This window comes from Pseudorhodoplanes sp., assembly GCF_035565855.1.
Taxonomy (GTDB): Bacteria; Pseudomonadota; Alphaproteobacteria; order Rhizobiales; family Xanthobacteraceae; genus Pseudorhodoplanes.
This window is the reverse complement of record NZ_DATMRX010000292.1, coordinates 1-2050: the sequence shown is the minus strand read 5'-3', so window position 1 is coordinate 2050 and position 2050 is coordinate 1. Positions and strand designations below refer to the sequence as shown.

At 61.4% G+C, this 2050-nt stretch carries 2 protein-coding genes and 1 pseudogene; 2 read left to right on the top strand and 1 reads right to left on the bottom strand.

The genetic code is table 11. The features are described 5' to 3' along the window. Both VN004_RS16930 and VN004_RS16925 read left to right on the top strand, forming a co-directional pair. A pseudogene (locus tag VN004_RS16930) lies at positions 1–520 on the top strand (epoxyalkane--coenzyme M transferase); the annotation flags it as partial. A gap of 49 nt (positions 521–569) precedes the next feature. Beyond that, entirely contained in the window at positions 570–1745 is a 1176-nt protein-coding gene (locus VN004_RS16925; protein ID WP_325612459.1) for an ABC transporter substrate-binding protein, read from the top strand. A 76-nt stretch (positions 1746–1821) separates the two neighbouring features. Here the strand turns inward: VN004_RS16925 and VN004_RS16920 are convergent. Further along, the coding region (locus VN004_RS16920) for a hypothetical protein (protein ID WP_325612457.1) at positions 1822–2050 on the bottom strand (229 nt) is incomplete at its 5' end.

The following is a 2050-nucleotide window of genomic DNA, read 5'->3' as shown; positions in this document are numbered from 1 at the left end:
TTTCGTCGAGCCCGGGCTCGACGAAAAGCAGATGAAGCGCCGTGCCCAGATCTATGCCGAGGCGGTCAATGAGGGGCTGAAGGGCATTCCGCGCGAGCGCGTGCGCTTCCATACCTGCTACGGCATCAACGAAGGCCCGCGCCTCTACGAGGCGACACTCGCCCAGATCATCGAATATGTGCTGTCGATCAACGCCGGCTCCTATTCGTTCGAAGCGGCCAATCCGCGCCACGAGCACGAATATCATCTGTTCGAGAGCGTGAAGATCCCGGACGGCACGGTGCTGTGCCCGGGCGTCATCACCCACGCGAGCAACATCGTCGAGCATCCGGAGCTGATCGCCGAGCGGCTGATCCGCTTCGCCAATCTGGTCGGCCGCGAGAACGTGATGGCCGGCGGCGATTGCGGCTTCTCCTCGCAGGCGCTGTACCGCACCGAAGTCCACGACACCGTGGTCTGGGAGAAGTTCAAGGCGATGCGCCAGGGCGCCGACATCGCAACGAAGAAGCTCTGGAACTGATGATCAACGAAAGCGCCCGGGGAACGGGCGCAACATTCGGAGGAACACAATGAGGACTCGATGGATGCTTGGGGCGGCGATGCTCGCGCTCGCCGCCTTGCCCGCCCAGGCGCAGGACAAGAGGGACGTGAAGATCGGCTTCGTCACCACCTTCACGGGCCCGCAGGCCGTGGTCGGAAACGACATGCGCGATGCCTTCGAGCTCGCACTCGACCATCTCGGCCGCAAGATGGGCGGGCTCGACGTCACCATGATCTACGAGGACGACACACTGAAGCCTGACGTCGGCAAGCAGAAGACCGACAAGCTGATCCAGGCGGACAGGGTCAATTTCCTCACCGGCTACATGATGTCCCACGTCCTGCTGGCGTCCTACAAGTCGGCCGTTGACTCCGAGACGTTCATCATCAGCGCCAATGCCGGGCCCTCGCAGATTGCCGGCGACCTCTGTTCGCCCTGGTTCTTCTCGACCTCCTGGCAGGGCGATCAGGTGCCCCAGGCCATTGGCGAATACATGAATCAGAAGGGCGTGAAGTCGGTGTATCTGCTGGCGCCTAATTATGCCGCCGGGAAGGACGTGATCGCGGGCGTCAAGGCCAATTTCAAGGGCAAGATCGTCGGCGAGGATTATACTCGCTGGCCGGATCAGCTCGACTTCTCGACCGAATTGTCGAAGGCCCGCGCGGCGAAGCCTGATGCGATTTTCGCCTTCTATCCCGGCGCGGTCGGCATCCAGTTCCTGACACAATATTCGCAGTCCGGCCTGCGCGGCCAGATTCCGCTCTATACGTCATTCATTGTCGACGCATTGTCCCTGCCGCGGCTGAAGGATCTGTCGCTCGGCGTTCCCGGCGCGCAGCACTGGGTCATCGACCTGCCCAACGATGCCAACAAGAAATTTGTCACCGACTTCAAGAAGAAATTCGGCCGCGATCCCTCGTTCTACGCCGCGCAGGCCTATGACGCAGCGATGCTGATCAACATCGCGGTCAGCGCCGTTGGCGGCGACCTCACCAAGAAGGACGCGATGCGCGAAGCGATGCGCAAGGCGAATTACGCTTCGGTGCGCGGGTCCTACAAATACGGCAACAACCACTTTCCGATCCAGAATTTCTATCTGCAGGAAGCGGTGAAGGACGGCGACAGCTTCACCCTAAAGACGGTCGGGACCGCGCTGAAGGACCATCAGGATCGCTATGCCGAGAAATGCAAGATGAAGTGGTGAGCGCGAGCCTCTCCAAAAATGATGAGGCCGGCGAGATGTCTCGCCGGCCCCTTTTCATCGGCGAAGGCACGCTCCGTCAGCGTGCGCTTCCCAGTCTCATGCCGCGCATGTAGCCACCCAGCGCGAAGCCGGGCAGCACCTCGCGGGCGACCGCTGCCTGCTTTTCATCGAGCGCATTGACGAGTTCATCGACCGCCGCATTCACGCGGTCCTGCTCCTTGCGGCGCTGATCGATCGTCGCATCGCGAAACTTGCGATAGTCATCGAGGGACATGCGGTTGATCGCACTTCGGTCGAGAGCCTCG

Bases quoted from the DNA above. Each gene is read 5' to 3' on its own strand.
- VN004_RS16925 (WP_325612459.1), top strand. From the start codon at position 570: ATGAGGACTCGATGGATGCTTGGGGCGGCGATGCTCGCGCTCGCCGCC.